The sequence below is a fragment of the Variovorax flavidus genome (assembly GCF_030317145.1).
In the GTDB taxonomy this organism is placed as follows: Bacteria; Pseudomonadota; Gammaproteobacteria; order Burkholderiales; family Burkholderiaceae_C; genus Variovorax; species Variovorax flavidus.
This window is the reverse complement of sequence record NZ_JASZYE010000010.1, coordinates 107,738-127,490: the sequence shown is the minus strand read 5'-3', so window position 1 is coordinate 127,490 and position 19,753 is coordinate 107,738. Positions and strand designations below refer to the sequence as shown.

The following is a 19,753-nucleotide window of genomic DNA, read 5'->3' as shown; positions in this document are numbered from 1 at the left end:
AGCCAAACATGATTCCAGAGCAGTCCAAGAAGACCATCCACCGTTCCCAAGCAAGTGTGTGATTCGCCGAATGCTAAACGGACGACCGTGGTCGATGCCCGCTTCTGGCCGATTTGAGTCTAAGCCCGGTTCGCATTGAAGGTCCGCTTACGCCGTGTCAGGAGTCATTGAAAGAGGATTTGATGCCCACCCTTCCAACGGGCGCGATCGCTCCTTCAATCCATACCCCATAGCTATACTTCGCCGCATCACGGCAAAAAAAGTCGTGATCGGGATTGGCGTCCCGATGCAGCTCTGCGACGAAAGCCGCAGCCACTACCGCAGTAGTCCTGCGGCTTCGTTGTTCGTGCCCCAGTTATGGCGGCTCGAATGGGGAGCCGCAAGGCTCGCCGGTTCTCGCAAGAGCTGCCCGGTACGCCAACCTGTTCGAGTCGCCGCCCTCAATTGGCGTTGGGTGCGGCGGTTTTGGCAAACCGCAGCTCTTGGAGGCCATTCATGGCACACCCTATATGCGCGCTCGCGCGCCCCCGAAACGCTCCCCCCGGCGACGTGATTCCGCTTCACAACTCCGAAGACGATCTCGCCGCGCTGACCAAGCAAGCCTCCGCCGAACTCGCCGCAATGACGGAGGTGCATCGCGCCATCCTGTGCATCCGCAACCTGCTTCTCCAGGTGCGAAGCGTGAGCAAGGATGAGCGCCTTTACAGCCGCGTCGAACTGGACGCCTTGGTGGCCGTGGTCAACACGGAATTCGAGCGCCGCACCCAGACGAGCCAAGCGCTCGTTGCATCGATGCGAGCGCTTGTCGGCGTCAACCTCGCTTCGTCGCAATCAACGGCTTCACATCCGGCGCCTGCACGCGCGGCCGATCCGCCTCGATCTCCGACAGCGGCTCCACCTTCTTCATGCTCCCCAGGCTGCGCCGCGTGAGGTCGTGGTACGTGCGCGTGCCTTCCAGCTTCCACGCCACTTCCTGATCGGTGAGTTCGCGCATCACCTTGGCCGGCATGCCGGCCGCGAGTGATCGCGCGGGGATCTTCTTGCCCGCAGGCACGAAGGCACAGGCCGCGACGATGGCCGCTTCGCCGATCTCGGCGTCGTCCATGACGACCGCGTTCATGCCGACCAGCGCATTGCGCCGCACGATGCAGCTGTGCAGCACGGCGCCGTGCCCGATGTGGCCGTTCTCCTCGACCACCGTGTCGTGCGCGGGGAAGCCGTGCACGACGCAGGTGTCCTGCAGGTTGGAGCCGCGTTCCAGCACGATGCGCCCGAAGTCGCCGCGCAGCACCGCGCACGGCCCGACGTAGCAGTCGGGCCCGACGATGACGTCCCCGATCAGCACGGCCTCGGGATGCACATAGGCGCTCGGGTCGATGACCGGCACCACCCCTTCGATGGAATAACAAGGCACGGTTGTCTCCGTTGTCAGGTAAGTGAGTGTGCGCCAAGGGTTTACCCCAGCGGTAGGGGACTTGCATCCCGTCGAAGTCGATCCTAAGATAAACCGACCGGTCGGTCAACAATACAAAATACCCGCATCGACACGGCAGCTCCCCATCCCCACACTGGAGACACCGCTTGTCCGACTCACTTGTCCTTGCCTCTCGCGAAGGCCCGGTCCTGACCCTCACGCTGAACCGGCCCGCCGCGCTGAACAGCTTCAACAGCGCCATGCACGAGGCGCTCCGCGCCGCGCTCGATGCGGCCGCGGAAAACGCGGAAGTCCGCTGCATCGTCCTCACGGGCGCCGGTCGCGGCTTCTGCGCCGGCCAGGATCTGGCCGATCCGATGGTTGCGCCTTCTCCCGCCGGCGAGCCGCCGAAGGATCTCGGCCGCACGATCGAACTGCTCTACAAGCCGCTCGTGCAGCGCCTGCGCACGATGCCGGTCCCGGTGATCGCTGCCGTCAACGGCGTTGCTGCCGGCGCGGGCGCGAATCTCGCCCTGAACTGCGATCTCGTGCTGGCCGGCCTGTCGGCGAGCTTCATCCAGGCCTTCGCCAAGATCGGCCTCATCCCCGACACCGGCGGCACGTGGCTGCTGCCGCGCACCGTGGGGCGCGCGCGTGCCATGGGCCTCGCGATGCTCGGCGACAAGCTGGGCGCCGCCGACGCGGAGCGCATCGGCCTGATCTGGAAATGCGTGGAAGACGCCGCCCTGGCCGACGAGGCCAGCAAGCTCGCCCAGCGCCTCGCCGCGATGCCCGTGAAAGCGCTGGCCGCCACGCGCCGCGCCATCGATGGCGCCCAGCACCTCACGCTCGACCAGGCCCTTGACGAAGAAGCCGCCGTGCAGGCCGAACTCGGCCGTGCACACGACTACCTCGAAGGCGTCGCAGCCTTCTCCGCCAAGCGCGCACCGAACTTCACCGATCGCTGAACCACCATGTCCGCACTCCCTTCCGAACGCACGCCCCAGCAAACCGCGGAGATCGTCCGCGACCGCATGTACGCCAACGACCGCGCCGTCCAGGGCCTCGGCATGAATGTCGTCGAGATCTCGCCGGGCCACGCCACCGTGACCATGGTCGTCCGCGACTCCATGCTCAACGGCCACGAGACCTGCCACGGCGGATTTCTCGCAACGCTGGGCGACACCGCCTTCGCCTACGCCTGCAACTCGTACAACGAACTCACGGTGGCCTCGGGCTTCTCGATCGACCTGATCGCGCCCGCGCGCCATGGCGACGTGCTCACGGCGCGCAGCTTCGAGGTCTCAAAGGCCGGCCGCACCGGCGTCTACGACACAGAAATCACGAACCAGCGGGGCGAGCGCGTGGCGATGTTCCGCGGCCGTTCCTACACCATCAAAGGCAAGCCGGCCGTGGCCGAGTGAAGCGCCGAGGAGACACACATGCCCAAGAAGCAACCCGCCCCCGGCGAACTCGACGCCATCGAAACCGCCAGTCGCGACGAGGTGCAGGCCCTGCAACTGCAACGCCTGCGCTGGAGCCTGAAGCACGCCTATGACAACGTGCCGCACTACCGCAAGGCCTTCGACGACAAGGGCGTGCACCCCGACGACCTCAAGCAGTTGAGCGACCTCGCGAAGTTCCCCTTCACGACGAAGAAGGACCTGCGCGACAACTATCCCTTCGGCCTCTTCGCGGTGCCGCGCGAGAAGGTGGTGCGTGTCCACGCATCCTCCGGCACCACGGGCAAGCCCACCGTCGTCGGCTACACGCAGAACGACATCGACACCTGGGCATCGCTGGTCGCGCGCTCCATCCGCGCAGCCGGTGGCCGTGCGGGCGACATCGTGCATGTGTCGTACGGCTACGGCCTCTTCACGGGTGGCCTGGGCGCGCACTACGGCGCGGAGCGGCTCGGATGCACGGTCATCCCGATGTCGGGCGGCCAGACCGAGAAGCAGGTGCAGCTCATCCGCGACTTCCAGCCGGACATCATCATGGTCACGCCCAGCTACATGCAGGTGATCATCGAGGAGTTCGTGCGGCAGGGCCTCGATCCGCGCGAAAGCTCGCTCAAGGTCGGCATCTTCGGCGCCGAGCCATGGACCGAGGCGATGCGCCACGAGATCGAAGGCAAGGCCGGCATCGATGCGGTCGACATCTACGGCCTCTCCGAAGTGATGGGCCCCGGCGTCGCGAGCGAATGCATCGAGACCAAGGACGGCCCGGTGGTGTGGGAAGACCACTTCTACCCCGAGATCATCGACCCCGAGACGGGCGAAGTGCTGCCCGACGGCTCGGAGGGCGAGCTGGTCTTCACCTCGCTCAGCAAGGAAGCGCTGCCCATCATCCGCTACCGCACGCGCGACCTCACGCGCCTGCTGCCGCCCACTTCGCGTGCGTTCCGCCGCATGGGCAAGATCGTCGGCCGCTCCGACGACATGCTCATCATCCGCGGCGTCAACGTGTTCCCGACGCAGATCGAGGAGATCGTGCTGCAGCACGCCAAGCTGTCGGGGCAATACCAGATCAACGTAAGCCGCGACGGGCTGCTCGACACCGTCGAAGTGCGCTGCGAACTGCAGCCGCTGGCGGCGCCGGCCACGAGCGCCGACGAAGTGCGCGAGATCAAGCAATGGCTGCAGCAGCGCATCAAGACGCTGGTGGGCATCACGACGAGCGTGACCGTGCTCACGCCCGATTCCATCGAACGCACGCTGACGGGCAAGGCCCGCCGCGTCGTTGACCAACGACCGAAATAAGGCCCCGCGCCTGAAAGGAACCCCATGTACACGCAAGCCATGGACACGATGGGCAAGGACGACGGCAGCAAGAAGGCCGTGCGTTCCGCCGAGGAAATGCAGCTCGAGGAGCGCTTCGACGCCCGCATCGATGCAGGCGATTTCATCGAGGCCAAGGACTGGATGCCCGAGCACTACCGCAAGACGCTGGTGCGCCAGATCAGCCAGCACGCGCACTCCGAGATCGTCGGCATGCTGCCCGAGGGCAACTGGATCACCCGCGCCCCCACGCTCAAGCGCAAGGCCATCCTGCTCGCCAAGGTGCAGGACGAGGCGGGGCACGGGCTCTATCTCTACTCGGCGGCCGAGACGCTGGGCACCTCGCGCGACCAGATGGTCGATGCACTGCACACGGGACGCGCCAAGTACAGCTCGATCTTCAACTACCCCACGCTGACCTGGGCCGACATGGGCACCATCGGCTGGCTGGTCGATGGCGCGGCGATCATGAACCAGGTGCCGATCTGCCGCTGCTCGTACGCACCGTATGCGCGCGCCATGATCCGCATCTGCCGCGAAGAGAGCTTTCACCAGCGCCAGGGCTTCGAGGCGCTGCTCACGATGATGCAGCAGGGCACCGACGCGCAGAAGGCGATGGTGCAGGACGCGGTCAACCGCTGGTGGTGGCCGTCGATCATGATGTTCGGTCCGCCGGACGATCAGTCGCCCAACTCCGCGCAATCGATGCGCTGGGGCATCAAGCGCTTCTCCAACGACGACCTGCGCGCCAAGTTCATCGACGCCGCCGTCGAGCAGGCCAAGGTGCTCGGCGTGACTCTGCCCGACCCTGACCTGAAGTGGAACGAGGAGCGCCAGCACCACGACCACGGGACGATCGACTGGGCCGAGTTCTGGCGCGTCGTCGGTGGCGACGGCCCCTGCAACCGCGAACGCCTCGGCGCCCGCGTCAAGGCGTGGGACGACGGCGCCTGGGTGCGCGAAGCCGCGCTCGCCCACGCCGCCAAGCGCGCCGCCCCTCAACCCATTGCCGCCTAGGAACACATTCATGAGCCACCCCGATCCAGCCCTCGCCGCCGAATGGCCCCTGTGGGAAGTCTTCGTGCGCAGCAAGTCCGGCCTCGACCACAAGCATTGCGGCAGCCTGCACGCCGCCGATCCGAAGATGGCCATCCAGATGGCCCGCGACGTCTACACGCGCCGCCAGGAAGGCACCAGCGTGTGGGTCGTGCGCTCGGACCAGATCGTCGCGAGCGACCCGGCCGACAAGGACATGTACTTCGACCCGATGGAAGACAAGGTCTACCGCCATCCCACCTTCTACCGGCTGCCAGGCTCGGTGGACCACATGTGAGGTGGCAGTGATGCAAGGTTCCATTGCCATCGACCAGAGCCCGGGCGTGCAGTACCTGCTGCGCATCGGCGACACCTGCCTGATCCTCGGCCAGCGCATCGCCGAGTGGTCCGGGCATGCGCCCATCCTCGAAGAAGACATCGCCATGTCCAACATGGCGCTCGACCTCATCGGCCAGGCCCGCGCCGTGCTCACGCGTGCGGGCCAGCTCGAAGGGCAGGGGCATGACGAGGACCAACTCGCCTTCCTGCGCGACGAGAAGGACTACCGCAACCTCACGCTGGTGGAGTTGCCACGTGGCGACTTCGCTTTCACGGTGCTGCGCAACGCCATGGTCGCGACCTGGATGAAGCTGCTGTGGGAACGCCTGCGCGATTCCAGCGACGCGGAACTGGCCGGCATCGCCGGCAAGGCGATCAAGGAGGCTCGCTACCACCAGCAGCACGCGGCCGACTGGGTCGTGCGCCTGGGCGACAGCACGGACGAATCTCGCCAGCGCACCGAGAAGGCATTGCGTGAGCTGTGGCTCTATGTGCCTGAACTCTTCGAATCCGACGCAGTGGACGATGCGGCGCAGGCCCAGGGCCTGGGTCCGCGCTGGTCCGACTTGCGCGAGCCCTGGCTGGCGGAGATGGACACCATCCTCGACGAAGCCACGCTGAGCCGTCCCGACGAGGCTGCCTTCCGCAGCACCGGCAAGCGCGGCGTGCACAGCGAGCACATGGGCTACATCCTGGCCGAGATGCAGCACCTGCAGCGCGCCTTCCCCGGAGGCGTGTGGTGAGCGCGCTCGCCGCCGTGGCCACCACGCGCTGCGAGCGGGCGTGGGACGTGCTCGGCACCGTGCTCGACCCCGAGGTGCCGGCGCTGTCGGTGCGCGATCTCGGCATCGTGCGCGATGTGATCGATCACGGTGAAGCGCTGGAGATCGTGTTGACGCCCACGTACTCGGGCTGCCCCGCAACGGAAGTGATCGAACACGACGTGCTGGCCGCCATCGCGAAGGCCGACCTTGGGCCCGCCCACGTCACGCTTCGCCGAGCACCTGCGTGGACGACTGACTGGATCAGCGCGGACGGCCGTCGCAAGCTCTCCGAATACGGGATCGCGCCGCCCGGACCGGCCGCACCCGATGGCGCCGTGCCGATCCGCTTCTTCGGTCGCAAGGCCGATGTCATCGCCTGCCCTCGCTGCGGCAGCCTGCACACCGAACGCCTCTCGGCATTTGGTTCGACAGCGTGCAAGGCGATGTACCGCTGCATCTCGTGCCGCGAACCCTTCGAGCACTTCAAGCCACTATGAACCACACCCCCAGGCTTGCCCACTTCGTGTGGCCGCCCACCCCCTTACAGGGGGCAACACCAGAGAACCGGCGAAGCCGGCCCCTCGGTGTTTCCCGAGGGGAGCGCCGCAAAGCGGTCGCTCCTGTTCGGGAGCTGCCGCGGAACCGGCTTCGCCGGGCCGCAGGCTGCGCCCCCGGCAGGGGGTGGGCGGCTACGCGAAGCGAGCAAGCCTGGGGGGGAGAAAAAATATGAGCGTCATGTTTCATCCCCTGCAAGTGCGGGCCGTAGAGCCCGACACGGACGAGGCCGTCATCGTCTCCTTCGACGTGCCTACCGACCTGCGCGACGTCTTCGGTTTCACGCAAGGCCAGTACCTCACCCTGCGCAAGGACATCGACGGCCAGGACCTGCGCCGCTCGTATTCGATCTGCGCCGGTGTCGACGATGGCGAACTGCGCGTCGGCGTGCGCAAGGTCAAGGGCGGCACCTTCTCGAACTGGATCAACGAGCAGCTCCAGCCGGGCGACACCATCAACGTGATGGCGCCGCAGGGCCGCTTCTTCGTGCCGATCGAGCCGCACTCGCGCCGGCAGCACGTCGGTATCGTGGGCGGCAGCGGCATCACGCCGATCCTGTCGATCATGAAGACGGTGCTGGCCCGTGAGCCGCACTCGCGCTTCACGCTGATCTACGCCAACCGCAAGCTGCAGTCCACGATGTTCAAGGAAGAACTCGAGGACCTGAAGAACCGCTACATGACGCGCCTCGTGCTGCACCATGTGTTCTCCGGCGAGCCGACCGACGCGCCGCTCAACATGGGCCGCATGAACCGCGAGAAGCTCGGCGAGTTCCTGTCGAGCGTGGTGCCCGCGGCCAACATCGACCACGTCTACATCTGCGGCCCCTTCCAGATGAACGACGAAGCCGAGGCCGCGCTGCTCGCCGCCGGCGTGCCGGAGGAACGCATCCACATCGAGCGCTTCGGCGTTGCCGCGCCCGAAGGCGCACCGGTGGGCGCCGTCATCCACGAGGCCCGGCCCGGCGATGCCGAGCTGGCGAAGATCGTCATCATCCGCGACGGCCTGCAGCGCGAGATCGAGTTCCGCAAGGACCAGCCGAGCATCCTCGACTGCGCCTCTGCCGCCGGCATGGAAGTGCCGTTCTCGTGCACCTCCGGCGTGTGCGGCACCTGCCGCGCCAAGCTCGTCGAAGGCAAGGTCCGGATGGAGCGAAACTTCGCGCTCGACAAGAACGAGGTCGCAGCCGGCTTCGTTCTCACCTGCCAGGCCCACCCGCTGACCGAGCGCGTGGTGCTCTCATTCGACGAACGCTAGAAAGCAGAAGGAACCCCATGGCCCGCGGACGCTCCCCCGGTTACGACGACCAGCGCGAAATGATCCTGGAGCGCGCCGCGCTGCTCTTTGCGAACCGCGGCTACTCCGCGACTTCCATGAACCAGGTGGCGGAGGCGTGCGGCTTCTCGAAGGCGCTGCTCTATCACTACTACCGCGACAAATACAGCCTGCTCGTGAGCATCGCCGAGAACCATGTGTCCCGCCTCGAAGACCTCGTGGCCGACGTCGAAGTGCAGAAGCTGGCGCCCGAGGCCAAGCTGCGCGAGCTGATCCGCCGCTTCGTCGAGGAATACGCCGGCGCCAAGCACGCGCACCGCGTGCTGACAGAGGACGTCAAGTTCCTGGAAGAGGAAGACCGCCAGCGCGTTCTGGACACGCAGCGCACGGTCGTCAACGGATTCGCGCGTGCCGTGGTCGAGCTGCGGCCCGACCTGAAGAAGGCCTCGCTCGCCAAGCCGCTGACCATGCTGCTCTTCGGAATGATCAACTGGATGTTCATCTGGATGCGGCCCGACGGCGAACTCGACTACGACGCCATGGCGCCCGTGGTCGCCGACCTCTTCCTCGGCGGGCTGCCGGCCGTGAAGCTGCCGCAGCGCATCGTGCCGGTCGACGCCTGACGGCCAGTTCCCGGTTTCCCAACCCCAACGATTTTTCAACCAACCACAACGGAGACAACCGTATGAAGTACCTCAAACCCCTCGCGCTGGCCGCGATGCTGCTGGCCTCGGCGCTCGCGCAGGCCGACATCAACGTCGGCGTCACGGTCTCGGCCACCGGCCCGGCGGCGTCGCTCGGCATTCCCGAGAAGAACACCATCGCGCTGATGCCCAAGACCATCGGCGGCCAGAAGATCAACTACATCGTCCTCGACGACGCAAGCGACACGACGGCCGCGGTGAACAACACGCGCAAGCTGATCTCCGAGAACAAGGTCGATGTCATCCTGGGCTCGACCACCACGCCGAATTCGCTCGCGATGATCGACGTGATCTCCGAGGCCCAGACGCCGATGATCTCGATGGCGGCATCCGCGCGCATCGTCGAGCCGGTGGACGCCAAGAAGCGCTGGGTCTTCAAGACGCCGCAGAACGACATCATGATGTCGCTCGCCATCGCCGAGCACATGGCCGCCAATGGCGTGAAGACGGTCGGCTTCGTCGGTTTCGCCGACGCGTACGGCGAGGGCTGGTTCCAGGAATTTTCCAAGGCGGCCGATCTGAAGAAGCTGCAGATCGTCGCGAACGAACGCTACGCGCGCACCGACACCTCGGTCACGGGCCAGACGCTGAAGCTCATGTCCGCGAAGCCTGATGCCGTGCTGGTTGCCGGTTCCGGCACCCCGGCGGCGCTGCCGCAAAAGAGCCTGAAGGAGCGCGGCTACACGGGCAAGGTCTACCAGACGCACGGCGTCGCCAACGCCGATTTCCTGCGCGTCGGCGGCAAGGACGTCGAAGGCACGTTCCTGCCGGCCGGGCCGGTGCTCGTCGCGGATCAACTGCCCGCTGCCAACCCGGTGAAGAAGTCCGCGCTGGCCTATGTGTCGGCCTACGAGGCGGCGAACGGCAAGGGAACGGTTTCGACCTTCGGCGCGCATGCGTGGGATACGGGCCTGCTGATGGCTGCCGCGGTCCCTGTCGCGCTCAAGAAGGCACAGCCCGGCACGCCGGAATTCCGCGCTGCACTGCGTGACGCGCTGGAGCAGGTCAAGGAGCTGCCGGGTGCGCATGGCGTGTTCAACATGACGGCCAACGACCACCTGGGTCTGGACCAACGCGCGCGCGTGATGGTCAAGATCGAGAACGGCGCGTGGAAGTACCTGCCGCCGTCGCCCTGATTCCGTCCACTGAGGAGTAGGGGAGGCATCGCTCCACCAAGAGAGCAAAGGGCCGCGCCGCGGCCAAGCCGGAATCGAACATGGATCTTCAGATCGCCCTGTTGCTGGGGCAGGATGGCATCGTCAATGGCGCAGTCTATGGACTGATGGCCCTGGCACTGGTGCTGGTGTTTTCCGTCACGCGGGTGATCTTCATCCCGCAGGGCGAACTCGTGGCTTTCGGCGCCTTGTCGATGGCCGCTCTCCATGCCGGGCGCGTGCCGGCCACGCTGTGGCTGCTGCTCGCGCTGGCCGTGGCCACGCTCGCGGTCGAGGGCTGGCGCTGGAAGCGCGGCGCGACGGTGGAGTGGAGGGCGACGCTGGTGTGGACCGTCGCGTTCCCCGTGCTGGCCAGCGGCATGGTGCTGGGCCTGCGGCCGACGACGCTGGCCTTGCAGGCGGTCACGACCCTGCTGCTGATCACGCCGCTCGGGCCGCTGCTGTACCGCCTGGCCTACCGGCCGTTGGCGGATGCGACGGTGCTGATCCTGCTGATCGTCTCGGTCGCGCTGCACGGCGTGCTGGTCGGCATGGGCCTGCTCTTCTTCGGCGCCGAAGGTTCGCGCACGCCGGCTTTCTCGGAAGCTCGCATCGACCTGGGCGGCGTGCCGATCACGGGCCAGTCGATGGTGGTGGTGGGCGTTGCCATCGCACTGGTGGTGCTGATGTTCCTTTTCTTCGAGCGTTCCATCGTCGGCAAGGCGCTGCGCGCCACGGCGATGAATCGCGTCGGCGCGCGGCTCATGGGCATTCCGACCGACCTGTCGGGTGACCTGAGCTTTGCGCTGGCAGCGTTGATCGGTGCCGTCTCGGGCCTGCTCATCGCGCCATTGACCACGGTCTACTACGACACGGGCTTTCTCATCGGGCTCAAGGGTTTCGTCGCGGCCATCGTCGGTGGCCTGGCGAGCTATCCGATCGCGCTGCTCGGCGCGCTGCTGGTCGGCCAGCTCGAAGCCTTCTCCTCGTTCTGGGCCAGTGCATTCAAGGAAGTGCTGGTGTTCACGTTGATCATCCCTGTGCTGTGGTGGCGTTCACTGCGCAGCCGTCATGTGGAGGACGAGGAATGACGCGGCGCCATCTCACCCTGCTGTGCGTCGTGGCGCTCGCGCTCTGCTGGCCGTGGCTGCCAGAGTTCACCGTCACGATGTTCAGCTACATCGGCCTCTATTCGATGGTCGCCGCGGGGCTGGTCATGCTGACCGGCATCGGCGGCATGACCTCTTTCGGGCAGGCCGCTTTCGTAGCCATCGGTGCCTATGCCACGGCGTGGGTCTGCACGTCCCCCGCTGCCGCGGCGGCGTTGGGCGGTGTGGTCGCCCCGGGCCTGTTGCCGTGGGTCGGACTGGTGCTGGGACTCGTGCTCACCTTCCTCGTCGCATGGGGGCTGGGCGCCATCACCCTGAAGCTCTCCGGCCACTACCTCCCGCTGTGCACGATCGCGTGGGGGCTGAGCCTCTACTTCCTGTTCGGCAACCTGGAGTTCCTCGGCGGGCAGACCGGCATCACCGGCCTGCCGGCGCTCACCATCGCGGGCATCTCGCTCGCGTCGCCGCGCGCGCTGGGGCCGTTGATCTGGGCCGCGTTGCTGCTGGCGCTGTGGGCGCTGCACAACCTGCTCGATTCGCGCGAAGGACGCGCCATCCGCGCGCTCAAGTCGGGCCGGGTGATGGCCGAGTCGATGGGTGTGGACACCGCGCGCTACCGCGTGAAGGTGTTCGTGCTCGCGGCGCTGCTGGCGGCGCTGTCGGGTTGGCTGTACGCGCACATGCAGCGCTTCGTGAACCCGACGCCCTTCAACCTGAACATCGGCATCGAGTACCTCTTCATGGCGGTGGTCGGCGGTGCGGGGCATCTGTGGGGCGCCGTGCTGGGTGCAACGCTCATCACGCTGGTCAAGGAGCAACTGCAGGACATCCTGCCGAAGCTGCTCGGCGCGAGCGGCAACTTCGAGGTGATCGTGTTCGGCCTGCTGATGCTCTTCGTGCTGCAACGCTTCGCCGAAGGACTGTGGCCGACGCTGGCCCGCGTGTCCGCGCGCTTCCTGAAGCCGGAGCCCGTTCGCGAGGCCACGACCATCGCTGCGCTTGCCAGCCGCAAGCTGCCCGCTTCCGGCGAGATGCTGCTCGAAGCCGACAAGGTCACCAAGCGCTTCGGCGGCCTCGTCGCCAACAACGCGGTCGCGATGACGCTCAAGGCCGGCGAGGTGCATGCGCTCATCGGCCCGAACGGGGCCGGCAAGAGCACCTTCTTCAACATGATCTCCGGCGTGGACGACCCGACCGAAGGCGAAGTGCGCCTGATGGGCGAATCGATGAACGGCAAGCCCTCGCGCGACTACGCGGCGCGCGGACTCGGCCGCACCTTCCAGCACGTGCGCCTGCTCGGCACGCGCAGCGTGCTGGAGAACGTCGCGCTCGGGGCGCACCGGCGCGGGCACCGCGGCTGGCTCTCCGCGATGCTGCGGCTGGACCGTGCGGAGGAAGCCGCGTTGCTGGCAGAGGCGCGCCGTCAGATCGAGCGCTGCGGCCTGGCCGAGCATGCCGATGCACCGGCCGCATCGCTGGCGCTGGGCCAGCAGCGCGTGGTCGAGATCGCCCGCGCACTGGCAGGCCAGCCTGCCGCGCTGCTGCTCGACGAACCCGCTGCCGGCCTGCGCCACCTGGAGAAGCAGGCGCTGGCGACCCTGCTCTCGCAATTGCGCGCCGAGGGCCTGGGCATCCTCGTCGTCGAGCACGACATGGAGTTCGTCATGAACCTCGCCGACCGCATCACGGTGCTGGAGTTCGGCGCCGTCATCGCCGAAGGAACGCCCGTGCAGGTGCAATCCAACCCCCGTGTGCTGGACGCCTATCTGGGCGGCAGCGACGAACCGATCGCCATCGCAGCATGAACCCCTTGTTCGAACTCCAGGACTTCAGCGTCGCCTACGGCGCGGTCGAGGCCGTGCACGGCATCGCGCTGCGCGTGGACGAAGGCGAGATTGTCACCGTCATCGGCCCCAATGGCGCCGGCAAGACAACCTTGCTGTGTGCCGCGATGGGCTTGTTGCCCTCCACCGGCAGCCTCACGCTCGCGGGCGAGCGCATCGCGCGGCCCAGCGTCGAGGCGATGGTCGCGCGCGGCGTGGCGCTCGTGCCCGAGCGGCGCGAGCTCTTCGGCGAAATGCCGGTCGAGGACAACCTGCTGCTCGGCGGCTTCTACCGCTGGCGCACCGGCAAGCGCGATCAGCGCGAGCGCATGGAGGAGGTCTTCGCGATCTTCCCGCGACTCAAGGAGCGCCGCGCCCAACTCGCGAGCACGCTCTCCGGCGGCGAACGACAGATGCTCGCCATCGGCCGCGCATTGATGGCCCGGCCCCGCCTGCTGATGCTGGACGAACCCTCGCTCGGCCTCGCGCCGCTGATCGTGCGCGAAGTGCTGCACGTGGTGTCGTCGCTGCGCGCCCATGGCGTCTCGGTGCTGCTGGTGGAGCAGAACGCCCGCGCCGCCCTGCAGGTGGCTGACCGCGGCTATGTGCTGGAGACCGGCGCCGTTGCGCTGACGGGCGAGGCCCAGGCGCTGTTGCACGACCGTCGAATCATCGATACCTACCTGGGCTTGGGCAACAAGAACGCCGTCGCAGCCTGACCCAACCACTTTCGGAGAATTCCATGACCCAGATCCTTCAAAGCTTCATCGGCGGCCGCTGGCTCGGCGAGCAGGGCGCGCAGACGCTCCGGAGCGCCGTCAACGGCCGTCCGGTGGCGAGCACGCATGCCGAGTCGATCGACTTCGGCGAGGCGGTTCACCATGCGCGCAACGTCGGCCTGCCCCATCTGCTGGCGATGGATTTCCAGCAACGCGCCCAGCGCCTGCGTGCCATCTCGAAGTACCTGGCGGAGCACAAGGAAGAGCTCTACGCCATCTCGGCCCACACCGGCGCGACGCGTGCGGACAGCTGGATCGACATCGAAGGCGGCGCGGGCACGCTCGCGGCCTATGCCGGCATCGGTGGGAGCGAGCTGCCTTCGGGCAACCTCGTGCATGAAGGCCCCGCGATGCCGCTCGGCAAGAAGGGCAGCTTTGCCGGCACGCACATCCTGGTGCCGCGCCATGGCGTCGCGGTGCACATCAACGCCTTCAACTTCCCCGTGTGGGGCCTGCTGGAGAAATGGGCGCCCAGCTTCCTCGCGGGCATGCCCTGCATCGGCAAGCCGGCAACCTCCACCAGCTACCTGACCGAAGCGCTGGTGCGCCTGATGCACCGCTCCGGCCTGCTGCCGGAGGGCAGCCTGCAACTCGTGATCGGCAGCACGGGCGATCTGCTGGACCGCCTCGATGGCTCGGACGTCGTCACCTTCACCGGTTCCGCCGACACCGCGGCCAAGCTGCGTGTGCATCCGAACATCGTGAAGCATTCGATCCCTTTCAATGCCGAGGCCGATTCGCTCAACTGCGCCATCCTCGCGCCCGATGTGTCGCCCGATGACGAGGAGTTCGACCTCTTCGTCAAGGAAGTGGCGCGCGAGATGACGGTCAAGTCCGGCCAGAAATGCACCGCGATCCGCCGCGCCATCGTGCCGCGCCAGCATCTGGATGCGGTGGCCGAGAAGCTGCGTGCGCGGCTCGCCAAAACGGTGGTGGGCGATCCGGCGCGCGAGGACGTGCGCATGGGCGCGCTCGCATCGCATGCGCAGCAGACCGACGTGGCCGAACGCGTCCGCACGCTGATGGAGGGCGCGGAACTGGTCTACGGCGAGCGCGACGGCTTCTCGCCGCAGGGCGACGGCGTGGCCGAAGGCGCGTTCTTCTCGCCCACGCTGCTGCTGTCGCGCGACCCGCTGCGTCACGACGCGGTGCATGACGTGGAGGCCTTCGGTCCGGTGAGCACGCTGATGGCCTATGACGGCCTGGACGAAGCACTGGCGCTCGCCGCACGCGGGCGCGGCAGCCTGGTCGGCACGCTGGTCACCAAGGACCCGGCGACAGCGGCCAAGGCAATTCCCGTGGCTGCGGCACACCATGGCCGGCTGCTCGTGCTCGACCGCGAGGCTGCCGTCGAATCGACGGGCCATGGCTCGCCGCTGCCTTTCCTCAAGCACGGCGGCCCCGGCCGCGCGGGCGGTGGCGAGGAGTTGGGCGGCCTGCGGGCGGTCAAGCACTACCTGCAGCGTGCGGCGGTGCAGGGCTCGCCCACCATGCTGGCGGCCGTCACCGGCGAGTACATGCGCGGCGCCCAGTTGCGCGAATCGGAGCTCCACCCCTTCCGCAAGCACTTCGAGGATCTGGAGATCGGCGATTCGCTGCTGACGCATCGCCGCACCGTGGGCGAGGCCGACATCGTGGCCTTCGGCGGCATCTCGGGCGACTACTTCTACATGCACTTCGACGAGATCGCCGCGAAGGAGAGCCCCTTCGGCAAGCGCATCGCGCACGGTTACTTCGTGCTGTCGGCAGCGGCGGGACTGTTCGTCTCGCCCGCGCCCGGTCCGGTGCTCGCCAACTACGGGCTCGACACGCTGCGCTTCGTCAAACCGGTCGGTATCGGCGACACGATCCGTGCGCGGCTCACCTGCAAGCGCAAGATCGACCGCCAGAAGAAGGACGCCAACGGCATCGGTCAGGGCGTGGTTGCGTGGGACGTGGAGGTGACGAACCAGGACGGCGAACTCGTCGCGAGCTACGACATCCTGACGCTGGTGGCCAAGCGGGGCTGAGCCGGCTCGCCGTTCATGCCGCCGGGACAGGGAGACTGCGCAGGGACGTGACGCGCGACCCGAGAATCACCAAGGCCTGAATCGCGAACCCTGCGAGTGCCACGAGAAGGCAGGCCGATTCGCCGTACGTCGATCCCACCAGGCCTCCCAGGGCAGCACCCAGGGGTCGCGCACCGGCGTTGGCCGTCAGGAAAACTGCCGAGACGCGGCCGAGCATGGGGCCCGCGGTCACGCTCTGGCGCAGCGTGGTGGAGGTGATCGTCCAGACCATCGGTCCGGCTCCGAACAGGACGAAGGACAGGGCTGCGAGCGCCGCATGGGGGAACACCAGCGTGGAGGCCATCGCCAGCGCGGCAAACACCGACACCACAGGTCCGACCTGAATCGCCCTGCCGAAGGGCATGGCCGCAACAACGCGCGAGGTCAGCATGGCGCCTGCCACCATGCCCGCACCGAGCATCGCGAGCGTCAGGCCGATCGCCTGTGCACTCATGTCGAGGACGCGAGCCGCGTAAGGCACATAGGCCGCCTGAAGCACGAACCACGAGAGGTTGAAGATCACTCCGGTGACCAGCATCGGGCGCAACATCGGCTCGCGCCAAACGAAGCTTGCACCTTCCCGAACCTCCACAAGCGGATGCCGCGCTGGCGATGCTGGACGCGTTGGTTCAAGCAAGCGCAGCAGCAGGAGGATCGCGAAGATCGATAGCACTGCGGCCAGGGTGAACGCCGTAGCCGCGCCCGCCCAGGAAACCAGCGATCCCGCGAGTGCGGGCCCGGCGGTGAATGCTGCGCTCCGGGCGAGTTCGAGCCTGGAATTGGCCAGCGCAAGCGACCCGCGCGGTACAAGTGCGGGTACCAGCGCAGGGGCGGCGACGCTGAAGCCGACAGTGCCGATCGCTCCGAGGAATCCGAGCAATGCGAGCCACTCGATGGTCAAGGCGGACGAGAGGAGCGCTGCCAGCATGGCCAACAGCGAGAAGGCTCTCAACCCCTCCGCCCACAACATCAGCTGGCGGCGTGGCATGCGGTCGGCCAACATCCCGAGGGGCATGGATGCCAGCAGGAATGGCAAGGTCTGTGCGGCGGCCAGCATTCCGACTTCGCCGGGTCCGGCGCCCAGCGCGAGGACGGCCACCAGGGGCGCCGCGGCGAGGCTCAGTTGCTCGGCAGACTGCGCGGCCAGGTTCGACCATGCCAGGTTCAAGAAGGGTCGCGGAAGGTGGGGGCGCATGACTGACCGAGGTTGAAGAGTGCCGCCGAAGTCTAGGCAGTCGCCACCGGACGCGAACTCCGCTTCTTGCGATTGAATTCGCGGTGCGCTCGTGGGCATAAGGCCTAGCCCTTTCGGCCATCGGCCGATGCCTTGCAATGGGCACATGGCTGCGCTCAAATCCGCGTGCTCCCAGGCGCACGATTCAACAATGGACCGACCTGCCCAACGACCCGTTGAAGCTGGATAGGAACTGACATGAATACCGAACTCAAGCTGTTCATGAGGCGGGTTGCAGCCGGCGCCGTCACCGTGGCCGCGGTGACGCTCCTCGCAGGCTGCGCCGGCACGAACGATGCGGTGAACCAGGCCGCACGGGCGGACAAGGCGGCCCCCGGCCTCGTGGAGACCAAGGCCATCGCCGAGGAGGCTTTCATCTACGGTCTGCCGCTCGTCATGAACTATGCGGTCATGAACGAATACGCGGTCGACAAGGGTGGCCCGCAGTACAAGGCGCCCTTCAACGAGATCAACAACGAGGCGCGCGTCTACACATACCAGGACACCGCTGTCGTCACGCCCAACAGCGACACGCCCTATTCCATGCTGTGGATGGACCTGCGGGCCGAGCCGATGGTGATCTCGGTGCCGGCGGTGGACAAGCGGCGCTACTACTCAGTGCAGTTGGTCGACGGCAATACGTACAACTTCGGCTACGTCGGCAGCCGTGCCATGGGCAACGACCCGGGGAGCTACATGGTGGCCGGCCCCGGCTGGAAGGGGCCGACGCCGCGCGGCATCCGGAAGGTCTTTGCCTCGACCACCCCGTTTGCCGTCGCCATCTTCCGCACCCAGCTCTTCAACGCGAAGGACATGCCGAACGTCGTGAAGGTGCAGGCCGGCTACAAGGCGCAGACGCTGTCCGCCTTCCTGAAGCAGCCACCGCCGGCGGCCCCGGAGACGCTCAAGTTCCTTCCGGCCACGACCGCCGGGATCAAGGACAACTTCTTCGAGTATCTCGACGCCGCGCTCCTCTACGTTCCGCAGACGCGGGAAGACGCTGCCGTGCGGGCCCGCATCGCGCGCATCGGCGTCGGCCCGGGCAAGCCCTTCGAGTTCAGGGACCTGTCGCCCGGGCACAAGGCCGCCGTCGGCCTCGGGATGAAGGAAGGCGACGAGAAGATCGACAAGCGCCTCGACAGCGGGACGAAGGACATCAACGGCTGGAAAGTCGGGTCGGCCTTCGGCGACCGCGATTTCTACAAGGGCGACTGGCTGCTGCGCGCCGCGGCCGCCAAGGGCGGCATCTACGGCAACGATGCGGCGGAGGCCACCTATCCCGTGACGCGCACCACCGCGACCGGCGAGCTGCTGGATGGGAGCAAGCACAACTACACGCTCACCTTCCCGGCCGGGCAGTTGCCGCCGGTGAACGCGTTCTGGTCCGTCACGATGTACGACGGCAAGAGCCAACTGCTCATCAAGAATCCGATCAACCGCTATCTGATCAACGCGCCCATGCGGCAGCGCATGAAGAAGAATCCGGACGGTTCGCTCACGCTGTACATCCAGAGGAAGTCCCCCGGCAAGGCGCTGGAGCGCAACTGGCTGCCGGCGCCCGACGGGCCCATGTACCTGGTGATGCGCCTGTACTGGCCGAAGACATCGCAGCCATCGATCCTGCCGGCCGGCGAAGGCACGTGGAAGCCGCCGGCCGTGTTGGTGTCGTCGAAGTAGCCGCGTCCGGCCCTGACGCCTGCCGCCGCCGTGTTCCTACATCGGTTCGCGGCGTCGCAAGATAGGGTGCCAGCCTGGAGAAATACGCCATGCCCGCATCCAAGCATTCCCGGAAGACTCCCGCGCCCCGCGTGCTGTGGAAAGGCGCGATCAGCTTTGGCCTCGTGCACATCCCCGTTGCGCTCTATTCCGCGACGGTCGACCACGCCATCGACTTCAACTGGCTCGACAAGCGCACCATGGACCCTGTGGGCTACAAGCGCGTCAACAAGAAGACCGGCAAGGAGATTGCGCGCGAGCAGATCGTCAAGGGCATCGAGTACGAGGACGACCAGTACGTGGTGCTCAGCGACGAGGAGATCGCTGCCGCCTATCCCAAGACCACGCAGACCGTCGAGATCGAGGCCTTCGTGCCGGCGGACAGCATCCCCTTCGTCTACCTCGAGCGGCCCTACTACGTGGCCCCGATCAACCGCGGCGCCAAGGTCTACGCGCTCTTGCGCGAGACGCTGCAGCGTGCTGGCCGCGTGGGCATCGCGCGTGTCGTGATCCAGACCAAGCAGCATCTGGCGGTGCTGGTGCCCACCGGGCCGGGGCTGGTGCTGAACCTGTTGCGCTGGGGTGCGGACATCCGGCCGTGGAAGGACCTGCCCCTGCCCTCGGAGAGCGCAAAGAAGGCCGGCCTGACCGAGCGCGAGCTCAAGATGGCGAAGGAACTGGTCGACGACATGAGCGCCGACTGGGACCCGGACGACTACAAGGACTCTTTCAAGGACGAGATCATGCGGCTGGTCGACGAGAAGGTGGAGGCCGGCCAGACCGAGGAAGTGACGCAGCCCGAGCCCGAGGAGGACACCGGCAAGAGCAGCGCGAAGATCCTCGACCTCACGGAACTGCTGCAGCGCAGCCTGCGCAAGGGTGGCGGCAAGGCCGACGCCGACGACAAGGGCAAGGGCAGGGACGAGCCCGCGGAAAAGCCGAAGGCCCGCAAGCCTGCGGCCAAGGGCGCGGCCCGCAAGCGCACACCCGCCAAGACGGCCGCACGCCGCAAGGCCGCCTGAGG

At 67.0% G+C, this 19,753-nt stretch carries 18 protein-coding genes; 16 read left to right on the top strand and 2 right to left on the bottom strand.

The features are described 5' to 3' along the window. Positions 1-811 precede the first annotated feature (811 nt). Complete coding sequence (locus QTH90_RS28100) at positions 812-1,414, bottom strand: phenylacetic acid degradation protein PaaY (RefSeq protein WP_286667870.1); 603 nt, start codon at positions 1,412-1,414, stop codon at positions 812-814. A 167-nt stretch (positions 1,415-1,581) separates the two neighbouring features. On the opposite strand from QTH90_RS28100, the gene paaG reads away from it, so the two are divergent. The 14 genes from paaG (at position 1,582) to paaZ (ending at position 15,740) form a co-directional block, all read left to right on the top strand. Beyond that, on the top strand, positions 1,582-2,382 hold the full coding sequence (gene paaG, locus QTH90_RS28095) for a 2-(1,2-epoxy-1,2-dihydrophenyl)acetyl-CoA isomerase PaaG (RefSeq protein ID WP_286667869.1): 801 nt from the start codon (positions 1,582-1,584) through the stop codon (positions 2,380-2,382). Between the two features lie 6 nt (positions 2,383-2,388). After that, a complete protein-coding gene (paaI, locus tag QTH90_RS28090; protein ID WP_286667868.1) occupies positions 2,389-2,838 on the top strand; it encodes a hydroxyphenylacetyl-CoA thioesterase PaaI in 450 nt (149 codons plus the stop codon). An 18-nt stretch (positions 2,839-2,856) separates the two neighbouring features. Continuing rightward, positions 2,857-4,176, top strand: a complete 1,320-nt coding sequence (gene paaK / locus QTH90_RS28085) for a phenylacetate--CoA ligase PaaK (protein ID WP_286667867.1) — start codon at positions 2,857-2,859, stop codon at positions 4,174-4,176. Between the two features lie 24 nt (positions 4,177-4,200). Beyond that, positions 4,201-5,211 (top strand): 1,2-phenylacetyl-CoA epoxidase subunit PaaA, encoded by a 1,011-nt coding sequence (gene paaA / locus QTH90_RS28080; protein WP_286667866.1) that lies wholly within the window; start codon positions 4,201-4,203, stop codon positions 5,209-5,211. Between the two features lie 10 nt (positions 5,212-5,221). Continuing rightward, complete coding sequence (gene paaB / locus QTH90_RS28075; protein WP_286572015.1) at positions 5,222-5,527, top strand: 1,2-phenylacetyl-CoA epoxidase subunit PaaB; 306 nt, start codon at positions 5,222-5,224, stop codon at positions 5,525-5,527. Between the two features lie 10 nt (positions 5,528-5,537). Then, a complete protein-coding gene (gene paaC / locus QTH90_RS28070) occupies positions 5,538-6,311 on the top strand; it encodes a 1,2-phenylacetyl-CoA epoxidase subunit PaaC (RefSeq protein WP_286667865.1) in 774 nt (257 codons plus the stop codon). Continuing rightward, positions 6,308-6,829, top strand: a complete 522-nt coding sequence (gene paaD, locus QTH90_RS28065; RefSeq protein ID WP_286667864.1) for a 1,2-phenylacetyl-CoA epoxidase subunit PaaD — start codon at positions 6,308-6,310, stop codon at positions 6,827-6,829. The genes paaC and paaD overlap by 4 nt, the downstream gene beginning before the upstream one ends. A gap of 229 nt (positions 6,830-7,058) precedes the next feature. Then, positions 7,059-8,144 (top strand): 1,2-phenylacetyl-CoA epoxidase subunit PaaE, encoded by a 1,086-nt coding sequence (gene paaE / locus QTH90_RS28060; RefSeq protein WP_286667863.1) that lies wholly within the window; start codon positions 7,059-7,061, stop codon positions 8,142-8,144. 17 nt (positions 8,145-8,161) lie between these two features. Further along, entirely contained in the window at positions 8,162-8,785 is a 624-nt protein-coding gene (locus QTH90_RS28055; protein WP_286667862.1) for a TetR/AcrR family transcriptional regulator, read from the top strand. A 62-nt stretch (positions 8,786-8,847) separates the two neighbouring features. After that, positions 8,848-10,002 carry an ABC transporter substrate-binding protein gene (locus QTH90_RS28050; RefSeq protein WP_286667861.1) on the top strand — a complete coding sequence of 385 codons (1,155 nt, stop codon included), beginning with the start codon at positions 8,848-8,850 and terminating at the stop codon, positions 10,000-10,002. A gap of 80 nt (positions 10,003-10,082) precedes the next feature. Continuing rightward, positions 10,083-11,111 carry a branched-chain amino acid ABC transporter permease gene (locus QTH90_RS28045; RefSeq protein WP_286667860.1) on the top strand — a complete coding sequence of 343 codons (1,029 nt, stop codon included), beginning with the start codon at positions 10,083-10,085 and terminating at the stop codon, positions 11,109-11,111. Beyond that, positions 11,108-12,934 (top strand): branched-chain amino acid ABC transporter ATP-binding protein/permease, encoded by a 1,827-nt coding sequence (locus QTH90_RS28040; protein WP_286667859.1) that lies wholly within the window; start codon positions 11,108-11,110, stop codon positions 12,932-12,934. Before QTH90_RS28045 ends, QTH90_RS28040 begins: the two co-directional genes overlap by 4 nt. Further along, positions 12,931-13,671: an ABC transporter ATP-binding protein gene (locus QTH90_RS28035; RefSeq protein WP_286667858.1), complete on the top strand. Its 741-nt coding sequence runs from the start codon at positions 12,931-12,933 to the stop codon at positions 13,669-13,671. Before QTH90_RS28040 ends, QTH90_RS28035 begins: the two co-directional genes overlap by 4 nt. A gap of 23 nt (positions 13,672-13,694) precedes the next feature. Then, positions 13,695-15,740 carry a phenylacetic acid degradation bifunctional protein PaaZ gene (gene paaZ, locus QTH90_RS28030; RefSeq protein WP_286667857.1) on the top strand — a complete coding sequence of 682 codons (2,046 nt, stop codon included), beginning with the start codon at positions 13,695-13,697 and terminating at the stop codon, positions 15,738-15,740. 13 nt (positions 15,741-15,753) lie between these two features. On the opposite strand, the gene QTH90_RS28025 is transcribed toward paaZ, so the two are convergent. Beyond that, complete coding sequence (locus tag QTH90_RS28025) at positions 15,754-16,974, bottom strand: MFS transporter (protein ID WP_286667856.1); 1,221 nt, start codon at positions 16,972-16,974, stop codon at positions 15,754-15,756. A gap of 237 nt (positions 16,975-17,211) precedes the next feature. Between QTH90_RS28025 and QTH90_RS28020 the strand changes: the two genes are divergently transcribed. Together QTH90_RS28020 and ku are read left to right on the top strand one after the other, a co-directional pair. Beyond that, complete coding sequence (locus QTH90_RS28020) at positions 17,212-18,690, top strand: DUF1254 domain-containing protein (RefSeq protein WP_286667855.1); 1,479 nt, start codon at positions 17,212-17,214, stop codon at positions 18,688-18,690. 89 nt (positions 18,691-18,779) lie between these two features. Beyond that, positions 18,780-19,751, top strand: coding sequence for a non-homologous end joining protein Ku (ku, locus tag QTH90_RS28015; protein WP_286667854.1), 972 nt, complete (start codon positions 18,780-18,782; stop codon positions 19,749-19,751). The last annotated feature ends 2 nt before the right edge of the window (positions 19,752-19,753 follow it).

Excerpts from the sequence above, each read along its gene's own strand:
- paaI (WP_286667868.1), top strand. The coding sequence starts at position 2,389 with ATGTCCGCACTCCCTTCCGAACGCACGCCCCAGCAAACCGCGGAGATC.
- paaK (WP_286667867.1), top strand. The coding sequence starts at position 2,857 with ATGCCCAAGAAGCAACCCGCCCCCGGCGAACTCGACGCCATCGAAACC.
- paaA (WP_286667866.1), top strand. The coding sequence starts at position 4,201 with ATGTACACGCAAGCCATGGACACGATGGGCAAGGACGACGGCAGCAAG.
- paaB (WP_286572015.1), top strand. The coding sequence starts at position 5,222 with ATGAGCCACCCCGATCCAGCCCTCGCCGCCGAATGGCCCCTGTGGGAA.
- paaC (WP_286667865.1), top strand. The coding sequence starts at position 5,538 with ATGCAAGGTTCCATTGCCATCGACCAGAGCCCGGGCGTGCAGTACCTG.
- paaE (WP_286667863.1), top strand. The coding sequence starts at position 7,059 with ATGAGCGTCATGTTTCATCCCCTGCAAGTGCGGGCCGTAGAGCCCGAC.
- QTH90_RS28055 (WP_286667862.1), top strand. The coding sequence starts at position 8,162 with ATGGCCCGCGGACGCTCCCCCGGTTACGACGACCAGCGCGAAATGATC.
- QTH90_RS28050 (WP_286667861.1), top strand. The coding sequence starts at position 8,848 with ATGAAGTACCTCAAACCCCTCGCGCTGGCCGCGATGCTGCTGGCCTCG.
- QTH90_RS28045 (WP_286667860.1), top strand. The coding sequence starts at position 10,083 with ATGGATCTTCAGATCGCCCTGTTGCTGGGGCAGGATGGCATCGTCAAT.
- QTH90_RS28040 (WP_286667859.1), top strand. The coding sequence starts at position 11,108 with ATGACGCGGCGCCATCTCACCCTGCTGTGCGTCGTGGCGCTCGCGCTC.
- QTH90_RS28035 (WP_286667858.1), top strand. The coding sequence starts at position 12,931 with ATGAACCCCTTGTTCGAACTCCAGGACTTCAGCGTCGCCTACGGCGCG.
- paaZ (WP_286667857.1), top strand. The coding sequence starts at position 13,695 with ATGACCCAGATCCTTCAAAGCTTCATCGGCGGCCGCTGGCTCGGCGAG.
- QTH90_RS28025 (WP_286667856.1), bottom strand. The coding sequence starts at position 16,974 with ATGCGCCCCCACCTTCCGCGACCCTTCTTGAACCTGGCATGGTCGAAC.
- QTH90_RS28020 (WP_286667855.1), top strand. The coding sequence starts at position 17,212 with ATGAATACCGAACTCAAGCTGTTCATGAGGCGGGTTGCAGCCGGCGCC.
- ku (WP_286667854.1), top strand. The coding sequence starts at position 18,780 with ATGCCCGCATCCAAGCATTCCCGGAAGACTCCCGCGCCCCGCGTGCTG.